We start from the raw sequence: 13,936 nt of genomic DNA, 5'->3' as shown, positions 1-13,936 counted from the left end.
GATCCGGATCGGCAAGATTGATCACGACCTCACACAGGCCCTAGTACGCGGCAACCGTGCTTGAGTAGGTTTCAGAACCGGCGCGAGGTCGAGGAGACAGGCTCTAACAGGGGCCTTTGTCCTGGCCCGTGCCGCACACCGGGCCGGGGTCCTCAGCGATGTAGATGAGGAAGAAGAACCAGGCCATGAGGGCGACCACGATGCCGATGCGCCAGAGCGTTTCCGTACGACGCTTGGGGTGTTGGTCGTGGTCGTCCCGCTTGTCGCTGTCGCTGCTCATGGCTTCCCCCGGGTCGTAAGCCTGTTCAACACGGTAGCGGCGGTCACTGCTCTGCACGACGTCGTCGAGGAGAGCGCGCATCTGCGTCATGTCCGGTTTTGCTCAGAAGGATCGCGCGACGGCCCCCGTCACACCTGCGGTTTGTCCACGCCGCGCTCGGCCTGGCGCCGAGCGGTGCAGCTCCGTCATGGTCGCCTACGGGTGGGGCTAGCGTGATCCCGGCGTGTAACGCGCAGCCCGTGCTGACATGCCCTGACTCTACGATTGCAGAGGCAGGGCTCTGCGGCTGTAGAGGGTGCTCGAACCGAACGGAAGTGGTGTTCCATGCCGAAACGTCACGCGGTGGTGGCCGGGGCCGGAATCGGCGGCCTCACCGCCGCCGTCGCACTGCATCGCCGCGGCTGGCACGTCACCGTCTGCGAACGCGCCCCCGAACCCCCCGCCACCGGCGCCGGCATCGGCCTCGCCCCCAACGCCCTGCGCGCACTCGACACCATCGGCGTCGACGCCGCCCGCGCCGCCGGCAGCGCCGTACCCACGACGATGGGCGTACGCCGCTCCGACGGCCAGTGGCTCACCCGGACCGACACCGCCGACATGGCAGCCCGCTACGGCATGCCCCCGATCGCCGTCCCGCGCCCGGCCTTCACCGCCGCCCTGGCCGCCTCCCTGCCGCCGGAGGCCCTCCGCTACGGCACCGCCGTGACCGCCGTCGACGACGCCGCGGGCCGCCCGACCATCCGTACGGCAGTCGGCCCGAACCTTGCCGCCGATTTGGTCGTCGCCGCCGACGGCATCCACAGCCCGCTGCGCCGCGCGTACTTCCCCGCCCACCCCGGCCTGCACTACATCGGCGAGACCGCCTGGCGGACCATCGTGGACGCCCCGGACCTACGGATACCGGCCATGAGTGAGACCTGGGGGCGGGGCGAGCGGTTCGGCGTCACCCCGCTCTCCGACGGCCGGTTTTACCTCTACGCCACCGCGGTCCTCCCGGCCGGCACCCGGTCGGCCGACCCCCGCGCCGAACTCCGGCGCCGCTTCGGCTCGTGGCACGACCCGATTCCGGCCCTGCTGGATCGCATCCGCCGCCTCGACCCTGCCGACGTCCTCCAGAACGACCTCTACGACCTGGCCGCCCCGCTCCCCACCCTGCACCACGGCCGGATCGCCTGGCTGGGCGACGCCGCCCACGCCATGGCCCCCAACCTCGGCCAGGGCGGCTGCCAGGCCATCGAGGACGCGGTGGTCCTCGCCCACCTGCTTCCCGCCGGAGACGGCGGAGACAGCACAGACTCCGTCCCGGCCTCCCTCGCCGCGTACACCGCCGCCCGCCGCGGGCGTACCGACGCCGTGCGCGTCCGCGCCCGCCGGGTCGGCCGCCTGGGCGCCCTGCGTAACCCGCTCGCGGTGGCGGCCCGCGACCTCGCTGTCCATGCCACCCCTGCCCGCCTGGCCCTGCGCGCCATGGACGACCTCTTCAACGGCTTCCGCCTCCCCGGGTAGCAGGGACCGCGAGTCTCTGTCGTCAAAGTCCCGCTGGGCCGCGCGTCCCAGCACCCCTGCTCGCTTCGTTGTCGGACCGCCCAACAGCGTCCAGTACTCGAACGGACCTCCGCCTTGCGATGCACGCACCGGACAACACGTGCCCCATCGGGAGACTTTGACGACAGGGCCTCCAGCTAGACGCCGCCGACCGGATCGTCACGCCGATCACCGCGCTGCCCAGCGCCGACGAGGGCGACCTGTGCAGGGACTCCTTCGCCCTGGATGCACTCGGGCGGATCTTCCTCACCACGCTGCGTGCCGAGGACGACCTGTGCCCGGCTTCGGTGCCGGGCATCGCCCGGGCCATCATCCGCTTCTCCGAAGAGATCCTCACCGGGACGGCCAGGACGTCACGGAAATCCTGGAGCAGTTGGAGGCCGCCGCCCTGCGCCAGGCCCACGATGCGCACGGTGCACCGGGTGCGCAGTCGGCGCGCACCACCGGCGTGTAGGCGCAACGCGCCGGCCGATGCCGTGCGGGTGGTGCGCATCCAGTGCGTGCACCAGGTCCGGACGGTACGCCACATCGTGCGCACCACCCGCACCGCGCACCGCACATGGTGCGCATCGGATCCGGCCGCGCGCCTATAACACACACCCCCTTATCCGTGACCTGATCGACGGCCGGGACGGAGGCTGACAAGGGGAAACGTGCCGGTAGCGAACCTGGTCAAGGAACAACGCGCGCCCGGCCGCACCTGGTCAAGGTGCGGCCGGGCGTCGTGCGCACCGGTGCGGTACGGAACATCGAGTGAGAGGTGTGCAAGCTGAAGTTGCCGGTCACGGGGCTGGTGTGCGTGGGCATCGGGAGCTCATGCTGGTCGCCGGCAGGTGACTTTGGTGAAGATCATCGGGCGACTTCGCGGTTCGTGAGGACCAGCAAGGCCCGGACCAGGGCGGTCGCCCAGGCGGGGTCGGTGCGTACCTTGCCGAGGACGCGCCAGTTCTTGAGGTGGGCGAAGCCGTGCTCGACGGGTGCCCGGACGGCCGCCAGTGCCGTGTTGGACAGCTTCTGGCCTCGCGTCAGGGGCCGGTTCCGGGCGGCCTTGTAGCCGGTGATCACCGCCGGGTCGGCGTCGGGGCCGCCGTCGTCGAGGCCGACGAACCCCAGGTCGGCGATGGCGCCGAGTCCGGCTTCCCGCAGTTTCCGGGTGAGCTTGTCGTGCCGGCAGGCGGTGATCTCCGAGGTGCGCCCGGGGCGGGCCGCCGAGATCCACAGCAGTCGGCCCCGGTCGTCGGTGAGGGCGATCACGAGCAGGCCGTGGCATTTGTTCTTGCCGGAGTAGTTCTTCCGGTTCTCCTTCCCGGTCCTGCGCCGGGTACGGATCACTGATCCGTCCAGCAGTACGATGCCGCCACCCATTCGGGCGATCTTCTTGCACGCCCGGTCCAGACGCGGGGCGGGGGCTGCGAGCAGGCCGACGACCTCCCTCACCCATCGGGTCACGGTGGTGCGGGATGAGCAGGACTGCCCGCCCGGCCACCTTCGCCGGTACCGGAGCGACAGGCGCGGCGTCGGCGAGGGCCTGCTCGGCCAGACGGTTCAACACCCGCCCCGCGACCGCCAGTTCATCCCGCTCGGCCTGGACCTCCTGGAGTTGCTTGCCCGACTCTTCGGCGAGGTCGTCCAGTTCGCTCCGGCGGGCGGTGATCCACTGCCGCTCCTGCATCCCCCGCGCCTTCCCGCGTTCTCACGGCGTGTCGACCTGCTGACGGATCGTAGGCGGGGGCCGGTCGTGGGCGCAGCCGAACTCGGCATCCCGCCGGAGCCGGACCTACCCGATGATCTACGCCATGGTCATCGGCCGCGGACCGGCACGAGTACCCAACTCGCCATTCACACCAGACCTGTGACCTGCGACTTCACGATGCATACTGCCCAGTAACTGTGGTCCTGACACGGAGGCGCCTCGCGGTAGAGGTAGGGATCGCACGGGTGGCCTTCGGGGCGGTCAGCCCCCGCCAGCCGCGGCTGACTCGTAGCCTGTGATGTCGTCGGGCTTCACCAAGCCGTCCTCGATCGCGCGGGCCAGCATGTCTGCCTTTGTCGGTGCGTTTCTGCCGACCTGTGCGTACTTGACTCTCGCCCGGCGGATGTACACGTCCACGGTGTGGACTGACACACCCATGCGCCGGGCGACCGAGGCCTTCGACATGGACTGGAACCACCACAGCAGAGCGGTACGTTCCTGCGAGGACAGCTGGGGCCTGTTCGCGCCGCGATCACCCACGAGGACACCCGCGGCCGTCGGTGTGACGTACGGCCTGTCGCCCGCCGCCGCCAACACCGTGTTCACCAGGTGCACCCGTCCCTCGTTCTTCGCGACGAACTCGCACGCTCCGGCCTCCAGCGATTCGAGCACCACTCGCTGCTCGGTGAACTGCGAGAAGGCGATGACCCGTTGACCCGCCGCAGCCAGCGTGGCGACAGCGTCGATGGCGATTGTGCCGTGCAGATTCAGATCGAGAATGAGGACATCCGCGACTCCGGGCGGCACATCGGGGGTTTCGCCGGTGTACACAACCGAGATCCGCGGCTCCTCGGACAGCCACGTCTGAATGCCTTCGATGACGACAGGGTGATCGTCGATGATGGCAACGGTCAGCGAGCCGGTCGCACCGGATATCGGGTCTCCCACCACAACTGGTCCCCCTCCTGGTCGGACAGGAAGGACACGGCAAGCAGGCCCGGCGGTTCCACGACCGTCTCCGGCGGGGCGTCGGCCACCACACTCACCGCAACCTCCTCCGGCGTCGCCAGCAGGGTAACCCGCGCCTCGGTGGCTGCGGCGGCTAGGACCAGCAGGGCCCCTTCCGCCAGTTCCCGGCGGACGGATGTCGGCAGCTCGGGCAGGTCTCCGTAGCTCAGCAGGGTGACGTGTACCCCGCGCCGCTCGGCGATGTCGGCACAGGCCCGCAGTTCGTGCAGGAGCGGGTGCGGGGTGTCGTCCGTCTCCGCAAACAGCCTCCGCAAGCGTGCCGCCTCCACGGCGGCGCGTTGGCGTACGACGGTGTCCCCCGGGTCCAGTCGGCGTTCAGTCAGACCACGCAGTAGCGGTTCCACTCTGCCGCGCAGATGCTCGTACCGGCGCCGGCGCTCGGTGTGCACGGTCTCGTCGGCGGTGGCACGGGCGAGGTGCTCCGCGTGTGCCGCGGCGGCCTCGGTGGCTTCCCTGGCACCGTCGTTGAGCTGCCGTACCAGGTACGCGAAGGTCAGCTGGATACCGGCGGTGGTGTAGGTCGCGGCCAGCAGACGGGAGACGGTGACGTGGTCGAGCGCGCCGTCGGCTGCCAGGAAGCCCGCCGTGACGGCCGTGTTGGCGCCGAGCAGGGTGATCAGCTCCCACAGGGGACGCTGCAGCAGAAGCAGCACGCCGAACCAGCCCACGGTGTTCCACGCCCAGCTCACGTCGCCGATCGCCGCGCCCGGCGGGTACGTGGCGGTGGCGACGACGCCGCTGATCAGCGCCGCCCCGGCCAGCATTCGCGCGGTGTGCGCGCTGAGCGCGGAACGCAGCAGCAGGACGGAACCGGCCGTCTGGATGACCACGAGGGCCAGCCAGGCGCCCGCGGCGGCGACCTGCGGCTCGTACATCGGCCAGCCCCTGAGTACCAGCAGGGTGTCCAGACCCAGGTGCCAGACGCCGACGATCGCCACCAGCCCGATACTGACGGCCTTGGCGAAGCGGGTGGCGACCACGCCCTCGACGACGCCGGTGCTCATGGCTCCCACCTCAGCACGACCCGGGTGCCGGCGCCGGGGGACGAAACCACTCGGGCGCTGCCGCCCACGGCACGCATCCGGCCGTAGACCGATTCCCGCAGGCCGCGCCGGTGGGGGGAACAGCCGCCGGGTCGAACCCGGCTCCGCTGTCGCGGACTTCGACGGTGGCGCCCTGCCCGAGGCGTCGGCCCGAGACCCGGGCGGCGCGGGTGTTCGCGTGCTGGGCCACGTTGGCCAGGGCCTCGGCGATCCCTTGCGAGAGGGCTTCCACGACCTGGTGGGGGAGGTCCAGCGGTGGCACGTCGAACTCGATGTCCAGTGATGGAAGGCCGACGCGGTGCGTCAGTACGGCAGTGCGCAGCGCGACATCCAGCGGCGCGGGGTCGTGCGCCCCAGTGCGTGCCACACCGGGGTGTGCCCGCAGGTCTTCGATGACGGCCAAGTCGGCCGCGGCCCGTTCCGGCAGCGCGGCGGAGTCACGGGTGATGCTGCCGGTACCCACCATGGTGAGCGTGGCGAGCACGGTGTCGTGCAACAGCCGCTGCTGGTCCAGCTCGTCGGTGCGGGCGGCGGACCGGGCCCGCGCCGACGCACGCGCCGACGCCTCCTCGGACAGCGCGAGGTCCGCCCTGCACGCTCCATGTCGCAGCAGGACGGCGACAGCGGCGGCGAGCAGCCCCTGGAGTACCAGGACGACGGAGGCCTCTCGTAGCCCGGTGCCCATCGCGTGGGCCGCCGCGATGGCGAGCGCCGCGGCCATCGCCCAGGGCTGCCGCAGCGTGAACTGTGCGATGAAGACACCGGTGCCGGCGACCATGTCGATCCATCCGGAGCCCGCTGACGCTTCCAGGACCTCGGCCGGGACGAGCCTGCCGTGCGCCAGACAGAGCACCACAACGACGGCGGTGTCACCGGCGCAGAGCCAGGGATACGGTCCCGGCCTGAACATCACAACGGTGAACAGGCCGCTCCACACCAGCAGTCCGACGACAGCGACGGCCACCCAGACGGAGCGTGCGGGCGGTGCGAAGCCGACCATAGCGACCAGGGCCGCTCCGACCGCACTGGTCGCCCTCAGGACCGCGGACAGGCGTGCGGACTTGCGCTGAAGCTGGTGTTGGGCGGGCCCCTGCGTCGACCCACCGCCTCCATCTGGCGGATTCCCGCCTCCGCCTGGCGAATTGAGGGTTTTGGCCGTATTCCCCATGGTGCTCCCCCTGTTACCCCCCGGGTACCGACGGAACCCGCCGCTCAACCTAAGTCACCGAGCGCGGCCAACGGGAGGCGTGCGCGGCATCTCGCCGCGTTGTCACGCGTTCGCGTGACATGCCCATCGCGAGTCCCGCCGTCTAGCCTTCAGAACCGGGACGCCCGGGGAGGGATCCGGGGTGTCATTCGAGGTTCGGCGGCCCTGTCCGTACGGGCGGCCAGTGATCCAGCACGTTCACTCTGATCGGACACCCGATCTCTACGAGCTCAACCTGATTACCCGGAGGGGTAGGGCCATGCGAAGATCCCGAAGTTCAACCACGCTGTTCCTCAGCGCACTTCTCGCCATGGCGATCGCATTCGTGGCGGCTGCCCCGGCAAACGCCGCGCCGAGCCGGGAGAACGGCCCCGGCAAGGTGATCTTTGTGCACGGATTCGATCCCAGCGGCGCGGCGGCGACCAACTGCCGGGAGTATTGGGCGAGCGCGATCGCTTACTTCAAGTCGAACGGGTATGCGGACAATCAGCTGATCACGTACAGCTACTACAAGAATGAGTCGGGATCAAACGGCTGCACCACCCGGTTCAAGGACTCGAACGGCGATTACGGCACACGTGAAACGAGCCTCACGACGATAGCCAGGCATTTCGCCAACCGCGTCTACAACGCCTACTCCAGCTCCCCGTACGGCGGCCAGAAGGTCGACGTGGTCGCCCATTCCATGGGCGGCCTCGTGGTCCGCGCCGCGCTGTACCACGTCAAGAAGGGCAGCCCTGGCTTCCCGCCGTACCTCTACATCGAGGACGTTGTCACACTCGGCACTCCGCACAATGGGGCGAGCATGGGTCAGCTCTCCCTGTGCGGAGCGTTCTACAGGACTCCGCGGCAGTGCAATCAAATGGCTCCGGGCAGCGACTTCCTCGACGACCTTCCCCAGACTCCCAGCAAGTCGGCCATGGGAACGGACTGGACGGCGGTCTCGTCTTACGATGACACAACGGTCTCTGCGAGTTCCGGAACTTGGATCAGCGCGAATCACAAGCTCCAGTACGACGACAGCGGAGACAAGGCGATCAGTCACACCGCCCTGAAGAGCCACAAGAACTTCAAGTATCGCGGCCGATTCAAGGACGGTGGCGCAGCATGGTCTTCCTACGCCGACAGGATAGCGCCGGTTGTGAGGGCGCATAAGGCCGTGGTCCGCGAAGCCTCGCACTGACTTTGCCGCCGCCACCGCCCGGACGCCACCCTGTGGAGTCCGGGCGATGCGGGGGCGGGCGGTGGTCGTGGCGCTGAGGCTTCCCAGTGATCGGGACCTCGATGGTGGTGCCGCGAGGGTGGCCCGGGCCTTGCTGGTCCTCACGAACCGCGAAGTCGCCCGATGACCGATGATCTTCACCAAAGTCACCTGCCAGCGACCAGCACGAGCTCCCGATGCCCACGCACACCAGCTCCGTGACCAGCAACTTCAGCTTGCACACCTCTCAGTGCGGCGCATCGTGGTGCGCGAGAGTGCCGGGCATCGTCGATGGTGCGCACCTGGTGCGGTGCGGGACATCGTGGTGCTCATGACGATGCGGCGTATCCGGTGCGGTGCGGCGCATCGGATGCTCCGTACTCGATACGGCATCGAGGCGCGTATCGAGCACGGCGGGCCGGATTCGCCGTATCGCCGGTGCATATCGGAGAGGGCGTATCCGTCACCACAGCCAGGCGGTGGAGTGCCGCACCCGGGACAGGGCGCGAGCGTCGCGGCGGGCAGCGGCGTTGCCGATCCGGCCCTACCGCGCGCGGGGCCGACGGAATCTCCGGCGGCGAGGCGGCGGCGTCCGGCGTCCTGGAGCCGCCTGCGCTGCTTGCGCAACCGAAGGCGATGCCCGGGACTGCCGTGCGCGGCTCGCGCTGGACGGGAGCCCCCTGCCCGCCCGCCGGATTGGTGCTCTACGCTGCGCTCACTCGGCAGCACTCCGCGATGTGCGGATGGCGCTGCGCCTTTTGGGGTGGGGGTAGGAATCACTGTGCGTGTGCGCAGCCTTTCGTCCGCGACGGCGCTCGCGGTGGCTTTCAGTTCCGTCGTTCTGGTGGGATCGGCTGCTGGCCCCGCTGTGGCTGACAGCAGCGCCGTGCTGCCCATCGTCTCCAGCGGCGACATCATCGTGGACGGCGTTCACCAGCGCGTCTTCATCAGCGATCCGTCGGGGGGCAAGGTCGTCGCCACGGACTACGCCGGCAAGGTCATCGGGTCGGTAGCCTCACTCCCGCGGGCCGACGGGCTGGAGCTGTCCGCCGACTCCGGCACGCTCTACGTTGCTGTGCCGGGTACCGACGAGATCGTGGCCATCGACTCGGCGACGGTCACCGAGTCCGCTCGGTACGCGACAGGCGATGGCACCGACCCGGAACATCTCGCGCTCGCGGGCGGCAGGATCTGGTTCGGCTACGGCGGCGTCGGCCACGGCAACATCGGCTCACTCGACCTGTCGGCCGAGCAGCCGCACGTGTCGCTCGGTCAGGAATCGGACGGTACCTGGACCGACGCTCCCTTGCTGGATTCGGCGCCCGGCGCCCCCAACACCCTGGCGGCAGGCTCGCGCCAGTACTCATTGACCCCGCTGGCCATTTACGACGTGTCAGCTGGCACGGCCGCCCGAACGGCCCTCTATCGCGTGCCGGACGAGCAGTTCGGACAGCACGTGGAGGACCTGGCGCTCACCCCCGACGGCACGCAGGTCGTGGCGTCTTCCGCGACTCATCAGGTGTACCGGACCACGGATCTGGCAGTGGTCGGCTCATACTTCGGCGGCTACTGGCCAAATTCTGTGGATATCGCACCTGACGGCCTCGTCGCGACGGGCACCGACAACAACGAACCGATGGTGTACGTCTACCAGCCGGGTGGCACGACCCCGAGGCGCACCGGCACTTTCCTGGACGACCATGGCGGCGTCATCTGGCCGTCCCGCCTCGACCAGGGGAGTCTCGCCCTCGCGCCCGACAGCAGCCGGCTCTTCGTGGTGACGCACTATGACAGCAGCAACCCGGAGTACCGTCTGCGCGTTGTCAACGAGCCCGGCAAGATGTACTCGTGGGTCACGGTGAACGCGCCGGCACAGGCCGACCGCGCCAAGCCGCTGACGATCACCGGCAAGGTGAACTCCGCGCAGCTCCCGGCGGGGACCACGGTGGCGGTCACCCGCACCGATCTGGAATCGCCGAACGGCAAGGCCCTGCCCGCGGTGACGGTGAAGGCGGACGGCACCTTCTCCTTCACCGACACCCCGCCCGCAGGCGGCACGGTGTCATACAAGGTCGCCTATGCCGGCGACGCCGACCACCTCGGGGCCTCCGCGTCGGACTCCGTGAGCGTCTCGCGCGCCTCCACCGCGCTGTCGGTGAACAAGAACGGCAACATCTACGCGTACGGCAGCGAGGTGAAGTTCACCGCCCACCTCGGCACGACCTACAAGAACCGGACGCTGTCGCTCTACGCGGACACCGCCGGCGACGGCAAGGGCAAGTACCTCGTCAAGACCGGCACGGTCAACAGCGAGGGCAATCTGTCGGTCACCCTCACGCTGAAGCGCGACACCACGGTGAGCGCGTCCTTCGCCGGGGACGCGCGGACGGCGCCGAAGACGGCGAAAAGCTGGGCGGGCGCCAAGGTCAAGGTGTCGCTGAGCCCCAGTCGCTACTACAAGACGGCCACGGTCGGCGGACACACCCAGTACTACTTCCACAAGACCACCAACCCGCTGCTCACGACCACCATGACGGCCTACCCCGGCCGCTCCCAGAAGCTGACCTTCCAGGTCTATTCCGGGGGCACGTGGCGCACGACGGGCTCGGAGTACTTCAAGCTCAGCAGCACGGGCAAATGCACAGTGGAACTCACCGGCACCCACCCGACCGGATACCGGTTCCGGGTCCGCTCCTCGTACCTCAACAACGACTCGGGCGACACCGTGAACTCGACCACGCACGGCTCCTGGAAGTACTTCGCCTTCACCAACTGAGCCGACGGCGGCAGTGGCCGACGCCACGCCCCACCCCGTGAGGGGCGTGGCGTGGCCGAAGCTCACGACGGCTGGAAGCCGCCGACCTGTGGCATATTCCCCGCCTACTCCGAGCCTTCCGGCGGTCAGTTCTACGCTGCTCTTTCCGATGCCGTTCGCGCGGGGCGTACGAACAGCGATCAGCTCCAGCAGGGAGATGGGCACTGGAGCCGGCAACCAGCTCGGGCTGTGCGGCCGCCGCATCGCCCAGGAGCCGGGGCCGACCATCAGCGCGTGCGCCAGCCATTCCCGGCCTCCATCGCCAAGCAGCACGTCGGTGTCCGATCCCTTCTCGTAACGGACCGTGCCCATCGCACCGACGCCTGAGACACGGTGTTCCCGGACGTACGTGCAGGAGGCGAGGGAGCTTCCGGTGGACAGGCGAAACGCGGGAAGGTCGGCGCCTGTGAGCCGACGGCCCACCCGCCGCCGACCGACAAACCCCTCGGCAGCTGCACCCCGCAGGCCACCTCACCACCCAGTGCTGACACCCTCTGACCCACGACAGCAAAGCGAAACGGCCGCCACCGTAATCACGATGACGACCGTTTTTCGTCGCTGCTCTGAAGCACCTGACGTCGGTGCTCCGCTGACGCCCGAAGAGGTGGAGCTCGCTTTCGAGTACCTCCTGGGGATGCAGGACCACAGCGAGCACGCCCTTGCCACCGTCGTCGATCGAACGAGGGCCGTTCCGGCGCCGACCTACCTCTTGTTGCGGCTGGCTGAGGACATCATCCTTCCCGTCACGGACCTGGCGCCCGGTGCCGATCCGTGCGCGGACTCCTTCGCCCTGGACGAGGTCGGGGGCGTCCTGCTGGCCGCGCTGGAGGAGCGGACGCGTGAGTGCGTCCCCAGCGCGATCTGGGGCGTCGCCAACACCATCATCCGGTTCACCGAGAACGTCCTGCGGCAGGAGGGCGAGGACATCGTCGACCCCCTCAAGACGATGCGCACCGATCACCTGGAGCGGGCCCGCGCGTCCTATCCCTCGGGTGGTGCACAGCTGGTGCGTATCGCGCGGCGGTTGGTGCACATCGGGTGCGCACCACCACCGTGTAGTGCGCACCGCTGCCCGATCCGGTGCGCATCGAACGCGCTGGTAACCGCGCCTCGGTGCGCGCCGGATCGGTTACAGGTGCGCACCGGGGCTCTGGCCGGGGCCGGGCTGGTGCGGCTGGTGCGCGCGTCGTTCGGTTCATCCCCGGCGGCGCCTGCGGTAGCGCGCGGGCTGCCACGGCGGGTTCGGCTGGCCGCTGGGGTACCGATGAGGACGCCAGCGAGGCGTAGCGGAGCGTTGCCCAGGACAGAACAGTTCACGTTCCGTAGCGGCCATGGTGCGCGCGTGAGAGGGCGGCGGCGCCCTGGCAGGCGAGGGTGGCGGCGTCGTCTGCGTATTGGGGGATGTCGTCGGGCCATTTCGAGGTCGGCTGGAGGATCAGCAGCGAGACGGCACCGTGCAGGCACGCGCAGATGGCCCGGGTCAGCGCCGTCACATCGCCGTGGAGCACGCCGGCGTCGGCGCATCGCTGCACCGTTTCCCGTAGGAATCGGAAGCAGGCGTCGGCGACCTGCTCAGTGGCGGCTGTCGCGGGTCCGGTCGCGACCAGGCGGTAGCGCAGGGGATGGTCGAGCCCGAACCTGATGTAGGCGACACTGCGCTGGTGGAGTTCGGCGAACGGGTCGGTGGTCTGGGCGCTGATGCTCAGCATCCGTCGGCCGAGCTCGTCCCAGACCCCGAGGCATACGGTGTGCAGCAGTTCCAGTCGGTTGTCGAAGTGCAGATACACCGAGGGGGTGCTGACCCCGACAGCCTGTGCCACCGCGCGGATGGTCACGCCGTCCTCGCCGGCGTCGTCGAGCAGCGTGCCGGCCGCTTCGATGAGCTCGTCCCTCAGTCGGCCGCCATGGCCTCGCTTGGCGCGACTGCGCCGACGGCCTTCGGTTGTGCTGGCGCGGCCGTCGGCCGTGGTCTGGCCGGGTCCCTTAGTCATGGCGCCTCCGGAGGGCGACGAGTTGAGTGACGCGGGCACAGAGCCGGTCCTTGTCATCCCTGATGTCGATTTCCACGGCGACCGTTGACTTGCCGACGTGCAGCGGACGGGAGGTCGCGAAGGCGCCGGTGCCGTGTACGGGCCGCAGGAAGTGGGTGGTGGATTCCATGGTCGCGGGGACGGTGTCGGCGGTCCCGTTGAGCGTGGCGCACACGGCGCCGGCTACATCGGCCAGCCCCATCAGTGCCCCGCCGTGCATCGCGGCGCCGACGGTGGACTGCTCGGGCGTGTAGGCGAGTTGCGCGGTGACAGCGTCGGCCTTGAGTGCTCCGAAGCGTATCCCGAGCGTCCTGGCGAACGGCGCCAAGGTGTAGACGTCTTGCTCGGTGATGGTCATCGCGGGCCCCTCAGGTTGTCGCCGTTAAGTTAACGGTGACATGTTATGTGGACGTCACGGTTCGTGTCCACGCCTGTGGCGCGAGGCTGCAGGGCTGTGCGGTCTTCCGGTGCCGATCGGAGGCGTGCTGAGAGACGCCGAGCTGTCACTCGGATGAGACAATTTCAAGTGTCTGGAGAACCGTCGAACTTGCCGTTCGTAGCGCCAGTTCGTCCCGACCGGAAGGGTCGGGACGAACTCGGCGAGGGCGACGGCTACGGGGAAGTCCACGATCATCAGAGCCCGCTCTCTTCATCGCGGCCGGGCACGGCGCGGCACCGCAGTACGCGCACCCGGACCCGGAGCCGATCTTGCGCGACACGTACGGAGTGGTGATCTGGCATGAGCAGATCATTGCGATCCCGGCCGGATGACTGGCTGCGACCGTGCCGCCGGCGACGTCGCCCGCCGCGCTCTCGCCGATCCCGACCGCCTGCCCAAGGTGAAAGAGTGGTTCCGCCGTACGGTAAGCGAGCGCGGCTACAGCAAGGACGTGTGGGACGAGGTGTGGGAGACCGTCTCCGCGTTCGGCGCGTACGGCTTCTGCCGCGCCCACGCGGTCTCCTTCGCCGTGCCCACCCTGCAGTCCGCGGTCCTCAAGGCCCGGTACCCCGTCTTCCTGTACGCCGGACTACTTGAGCACGACCTGGGGATGTGGCCGTGCTTGTTTGCGCAGCGAGTGTGTCCCGCACTGGT

Annotated in this window: 11 protein-coding genes and 1 pseudogene; 5 read left to right on the top strand and 7 right to left on the bottom strand. The window is 69.1% G+C overall.

The window, feature by feature from the left end:
• Positions 1–103: 103 nt before the first annotated feature.
• Complete coding sequence (locus tag JIX55_RS50565; protein WP_257561166.1) at positions 104–370, bottom strand: hypothetical protein; 267 nt, start codon at positions 368–370, stop codon at positions 104–106.
• A 234-nt stretch (positions 371–604) separates the two neighbouring features.
• Between JIX55_RS50565 and JIX55_RS50560 the strand changes: the two genes are divergently transcribed.
• On the top strand, positions 605–1,786 hold the full coding sequence (locus JIX55_RS50560; protein ID WP_257561167.1) for an FAD-dependent monooxygenase: 1,182 nt from the start codon (positions 605–607) through the stop codon (positions 1,784–1,786).
• A gap of 888 nt (positions 1,787–2,674) precedes the next feature.
• On the opposite strand, the gene JIX55_RS50555 is transcribed toward JIX55_RS50560, so the two are convergent.
• On the bottom strand, positions 2,675–3,262 hold the full coding sequence (locus JIX55_RS50555) for a transposase family protein (RefSeq protein WP_257561168.1): 588 nt from the start codon (positions 3,260–3,262) through the stop codon (positions 2,675–2,677).
• Between the two features lie 16 nt (positions 3,263–3,278).
• Here JIX55_RS50555 and JIX55_RS50550 point away from each other — a divergent pair, with 16 nt between their 5' ends.
• On the top strand, positions 3,279–3,713 hold the full coding sequence (locus JIX55_RS50550) for a hypothetical protein (RefSeq protein ID WP_257561169.1): 435 nt from the start codon (positions 3,279–3,281) through the stop codon (positions 3,711–3,713).
• A gap of 66 nt (positions 3,714–3,779) precedes the next feature.
• Here JIX55_RS50550 and JIX55_RS50545 read toward each other — a convergent pair whose 3' ends face one another.
• From JIX55_RS50545 to JIX55_RS50535, 3 genes are read right to left on the bottom strand one after another with little or no spacing between them, the layout of a single operon-like run.
• Positions 3,780–4,466 (bottom strand): response regulator transcription factor, encoded by a 687-nt coding sequence (locus JIX55_RS50545; RefSeq protein WP_257561171.1) that lies wholly within the window; start codon positions 4,464–4,466, stop codon positions 3,780–3,782.
• A complete protein-coding gene (locus JIX55_RS50540) occupies positions 4,430–5,551 on the bottom strand; it encodes a hypothetical protein (protein ID WP_257561172.1) in 1,122 nt (373 codons plus the stop codon). Before JIX55_RS50540 ends, JIX55_RS50545 begins: the two co-directional genes overlap by 37 nt.
• A gap of 10 nt (positions 5,552–5,561) precedes the next feature.
• A complete protein-coding gene (locus JIX55_RS50535) occupies positions 5,562–6,554 on the bottom strand; it encodes a sensor histidine kinase (RefSeq protein WP_257561173.1) in 993 nt (330 codons plus the stop codon).
• Between the two features lie 553 nt (positions 6,555–7,107).
• On the opposite strand from JIX55_RS50535, the gene JIX55_RS50530 reads away from it, so the two are divergent.
• Entirely contained in the window at positions 7,108–7,980 is an 873-nt protein-coding gene (locus JIX55_RS50530; protein WP_257561174.1) for an esterase/lipase family protein, read from the top strand.
• A 799-nt stretch (positions 7,981–8,779) separates the two neighbouring features.
• Positions 8,780–10,774, top strand: coding sequence for an Ig-like domain repeat protein (locus tag JIX55_RS50525; protein ID WP_257561175.1), 1,995 nt, complete (start codon positions 8,780–8,782; stop codon positions 10,772–10,774).
• Positions 10,775–12,126: 1,352 nt separating this feature from the next.
• Here the strand turns inward: JIX55_RS50525 and JIX55_RS50520 are convergent.
• Positions 12,127–12,804, bottom strand: a complete 678-nt coding sequence (locus tag JIX55_RS50520) for a TetR/AcrR family transcriptional regulator (protein WP_189783608.1) — start codon at positions 12,802–12,804, stop codon at positions 12,127–12,129.
• A complete protein-coding gene (locus JIX55_RS50515; RefSeq protein WP_257561179.1) occupies positions 12,797–13,201 on the bottom strand; it encodes a PaaI family thioesterase in 405 nt (134 codons plus the stop codon). Before JIX55_RS50515 ends, JIX55_RS50520 begins: the two co-directional genes overlap by 8 nt.
• Positions 13,202–13,482: 281 nt before the next feature.
• Here JIX55_RS50515 and JIX55_RS50510 point away from each other — a divergent pair.
• Positions 13,483–13,901: pseudogene (locus JIX55_RS50510) on the top strand (DNA polymerase III subunit alpha); the annotation flags it as partial.
• Positions 13,902–13,936: the final 35 nt, after the last annotated feature.

Origin of the sequence: Streptomyces sp. DSM 40750, from assembly GCF_024612035.1 — a bacterium.
Classification (GTDB): Bacteria; Actinomycetota; Actinomycetes; order Streptomycetales; family Streptomycetaceae; genus Streptomyces.
The sequence above is the reverse complement of the archived record's forward strand: the minus strand, read 5'-3'. Positions and strand labels throughout refer to the sequence as shown.